The sequence below is a fragment of the Sphingomonas sp. genome, assembly GCF_019749955.1.
GTDB lineage: Bacteria > Pseudomonadota > Alphaproteobacteria > Sphingomonadales > Sphingomonadaceae > Sphingomonas.
Map to the genome: position 1 here is coordinate 1 of NZ_JAIEPC010000045.1, position 3,658 is coordinate 3,658.

Annotated in this window: 4 protein-coding genes and 1 pseudogene; all 5 read right to left on the reverse strand. The window is 64.8% G+C overall.

Annotated features, from left to right (window positions below):
- A pseudogene (locus K2W81_RS10475) lies at positions 1 to 300 on the reverse strand (malate dehydrogenase); the annotation flags it as partial.
- A 159-nt stretch (positions 301 to 459) separates the two neighbouring features.
- Positions 460 to 1,218: a hypothetical protein gene (locus K2W81_RS10480; protein ID WP_294104057.1), complete on the reverse strand. Its 759-nt coding sequence runs from the start codon at positions 1,216 to 1,218 to the stop codon at positions 460 to 462.
- Between the two features lie 29 nt (positions 1,219 to 1,247).
- Positions 1,248 to 2,360, reverse strand: a complete 1,113-nt coding sequence (gene zapE / locus K2W81_RS10485; protein WP_294104058.1) for a cell division protein ZapE — start codon at positions 2,358 to 2,360, stop codon at positions 1,248 to 1,250.
- A gap of 118 nt (positions 2,361 to 2,478) precedes the next feature.
- Complete coding sequence (locus K2W81_RS10490) at positions 2,479 to 2,937, reverse strand: PaaI family thioesterase (protein ID WP_294104059.1); 459 nt, start codon at positions 2,935 to 2,937, stop codon at positions 2,479 to 2,481.
- A gap of 79 nt (positions 2,938 to 3,016) precedes the next feature.
- Positions 3,017 to 3,658: succinate dehydrogenase iron-sulfur subunit (locus tag K2W81_RS10495; protein ID WP_294104060.1), on the reverse strand; the 642-nt coding region annotated here is incomplete at its 5' end.

Consider the following 3,658-nt stretch of genomic DNA (forward strand, 5'->3'; position numbering starts at 1 on the left):
CATCACCTTCAGGTTGATGCCGAGCAGATCGTCGCGGCTCATCCCCGGCTTGCGGGCGACACCGGCGGTGACGATGATCACATCGGCGCCCGCGATATCGGCATAATCATTGGTGCCGGTGATCTTGGCGTCAAAGCCTTCGACCGGGGCGCACTGCGACAGATCGAGCGCCTTGCCCTGCGGCACGCCTTCGACCACGTCGAACAGGACGATGTCACCGAGCCCCTTGAGGGCTGCCAGATGCGCGAGCGTGCCGCCGATATTGCCAGCGCCGATAAGCGCGATTTTCTTGCGGGCCATGATGTCTCCTTCAGGCAATCGGGGCCACTTTCGACCCTCAGGGCGCGAGCGGCTTAGGCGCTTTGGCGGGCGAGGGCAACCGGGGAAAAAGCGGGCGGATCGGGTCTAATGCGATTGATTTGCAATAGCTGAAAACAGTCCCAATGCGGTGCTTTCGCGTCAATGCGCGCGGTCGGCGCCTTTTTGGGGGAGCAAGGCAATCAAACCGACGATCGCCGCCGCCAGCACCGCCGACGCGAGCGGGCGGCTGAGGTCGAGTCCGCCCTTGACGAGCGGCTTGTCGAGGAAATCGCCCACCGTCGCGCCGAGCGGACGCGTCAGGATAAACGCCGCCCAGAACAGCAAAACGCGGTCGATGCTCGTCCGCCACCACAACAGCGCGAGCACCACAAGCGCGCCGCCAAACACCAGCGCGCCCCCGGCATAGCCCAGCCCGCCATCATCGGCTGCCCAATCACCCAGCGCGGTGCCAAGCGTCTGCGACAGCGTGATCGTCAGCCAGTAGAAGGCCTCGGCGGGCGGCGCGGTCACGCTGTCGACCGACACGGTGCCGAGCGTGAACCGCCACGCCGCGAGCGACGCCAGCACGCTCGCCAGCAGCAGCGCGGAGCCACCGGTGTAGCCAATGCCGAGCGAGCGGTCGGCGAAATCGGCCATCGTCGTGCCCGCCGTGGTCGAGGCAATGATCGTCGCCCAATAGAGCCAGGGGTGGAAACGTCGTGCGCGGATCTGCGCGATCACGAAACCGATCAGCAACCCGAGGAAAATCGCGGTCCCGACCAGATAGCCGAGATTGAGCGTCATCGACACGGTATCGCCGCCGGTCTCGCCCAGCGTCGTCGCGAGAATCTTGATCGCCCAGAAACCGAGCGTGACGGCGGGCACTTTGGCGATGTGCAACCGATCAGCGGGGGGCAAGGCACTTCCTTCGCGCGTGACCGTGATGGTCAGGCCGCGCCATGCCCCTTTGCGCGGTAAATGTCAGATTGCATTTCCTTAAGGCGGCTCACCGTCCGTTCGAATTCGAACGCGCCGTCGCCCTTCGTGTAGAGTTCTTCGGGCGCGGCATCGGCGGCGGCGATCAGCTTGACGTTGTTTTCATAAAGCGCGTCGATCAGCGTCACGAAGCGTGAGGCCTCGTTGCGGTTCTCGGGACCAAGCCGGGGAATGCCGACGAGGAAGACGGTGTGATAGCGGTGCGCAACCGCGAGATAATCGGCGGCACCGCGCGCCTCGCCGCACAGCTTCCTGAAGCTGAACACCGCGACACCCTTTAAACTCTTGGGCACATGCAGCGCGCGCCCGCCGCCGAGCGGGATGTCCTCGGCGGGTACCATCGCGCGATCCTCGACCGGGTAGTCAGTCATGCGGAAGAAAGCGTCGGAGAGCGTCCTGGTCGCCGCAGGACCATTGGGGACGTGCCACATCGTCATGCTGCCGAGCCGGTCGAGCCGGTAATCGGTCGGGCCGTTCAGCGGGAGCACGTCCATCTTCTGGCCGATCAGCGCGATGAAGGGCAGGAAATGCTCGCGGTTGAGGCCATCCTTGTAGAGGTCGCTCGGCGGGCGATTGCTGGTCGCGACCACCGTCAGCCCGCGTGCCCACATCGCGGTGAACAGCCGCGACAGGATCATCGCGTCGGCGCTGTTGTTCACCACCATCTCGTCGAACGCGATCAGCCGCGCTTCGCCGACCATCGCGGCGGCGACCGGCGCGATCGGATCGCCCGCTTCCTTCTTGCGCTCCTCGGCGAGGCGCTGGTGGACCTCGATCATGAATTCGTGGAAATGGACGCGGCGCTTGCGGCGGATGTCGAGGCAGCTGAAGAACAAGTCCATCAGCATCGACTTGCCGCGCCCGACCCCGCCCCACAGATACACGCCGCGCGGCGGTTCGGGCATCCGGCCAAGCGCGCGCCACAGCACCGATCCGCGCTTCGGCGTCGCCTCCAGCTCGGTCGCAAGCGCGGCGAGCTTCATCGCGGCGGCGGCCTGTCCGGGGTCCGGCTTCAGTTCCCCCGCTTCGACGAGCGCGCGGTAACGATCGAAGACGAAGGTCATTACGTCGCCCCCCACCCCGTTTGCCCTGAGCTTGTCGAAGGGCTGTTCTTCTTTTCCGCCGGTCGCGAAGAGAAGAACGGTGCTTCGACAAGCTCAGCACGAACGGAGGTTTGCAAATTCATCGCGCGCTCGGCTTGCGGATCGTGGCGCTGAAGCTCAGCACCACTTCCTCGCCCGCCGCCAGCGGCTGCACCACCAGCCCGCGCAGGAACAGCAATCGCCCGGTTTCACGCAGCAACTCGACCCGGGCTTCGACGGTTTCGTCAATCTCCGCACGACCAATGAACTGCGCCGACAGATCGAGCGTCACCGCCGTCCCCGCCTCGATCAGCCCGAACCCGCGCGAGGCGGCGAAGATGGCCATGTCGACGAAGCTGAGCAGCGCGCCGCCGTGCATCCTGCCGCTCAGGTTCGAATGAACGTGACGCGGCGTCATCCGCACCCGCGCGGTGCCATCCTCGACCTTCAGCAGGAACGGCCCGAACAGGCTGTTGAAGCGCGTCGGGTCGGTCAGCTCCCACGTCATCCAGCCGGGGTGATCGGGCGATTCGCGGTAAGTGAAGGGGGAAGCGTTCAAGGCAATCCGTTCGTGTCGAGCGAAGGCGAGGGACCCGCCCCTCGACTTCGCTCGGGACGAACGGCGGATCAGCGCCGGGTCAAATCACGCGTTCGACCGCCATTTTCTTGATCTCGGCAATCGCCTTCGCCGGATTCAGCCCCTTGGGGCAGACGTTCGCGCAGTTCATGATCGTGTGGCAGCGATAGAGCCGGAACGGGTCTTCCAATTCATCGAGCCGCTCCCCCGTCATCTCGTCGCGGCTGTCGGCGAGCCAGCGATAGGCTTGCAACAGAATCGCTGGACCCAGGAACTTGTCGCTGTTCCACCAATAGCTCGGGCACGACGTCGAACAGCAGGCGCACAGGATGCATTCGTACAGCCCGTCGAGCTTGGCGCGGTCGTCGGGCGACTGGAGCCGCTCCTTGCCCGCGGGCGCCGCCGTCACGGTCTGCAACCAAGGCTTGATCGAGGCATATTGCGCGTAGAAATGCGTGAAATCGGGGACGAGATCCTTGATCACTTCCATATTCGGCAGCGGCGTGATGCGGATGTCGCCCTTCACATCCTCGATCGCCTTGGTGCAGGCGAGCGTGTTGGTGCCGTCGATGTTCATCGCGCACGACCCGCAAATCCCTTCGCGGCACGAGCGGCGGAAGGTGAGCGTCGAATCCTGCTCGGCCTTCATCTTGATCAGCGCGTCGAGCACCATCGGGCCGCATTCGTCGAGATCGACTTCGAA

What these genes read in the sequence shown, in the direction of transcription:
- zapE (WP_294104058.1), bottom strand. Translation starts at nt 2,360, where the DNA reads ATGACCTTCGTCTTCGATCGTTACCGCGCGCTCGTCGAAGCGGGGGAA.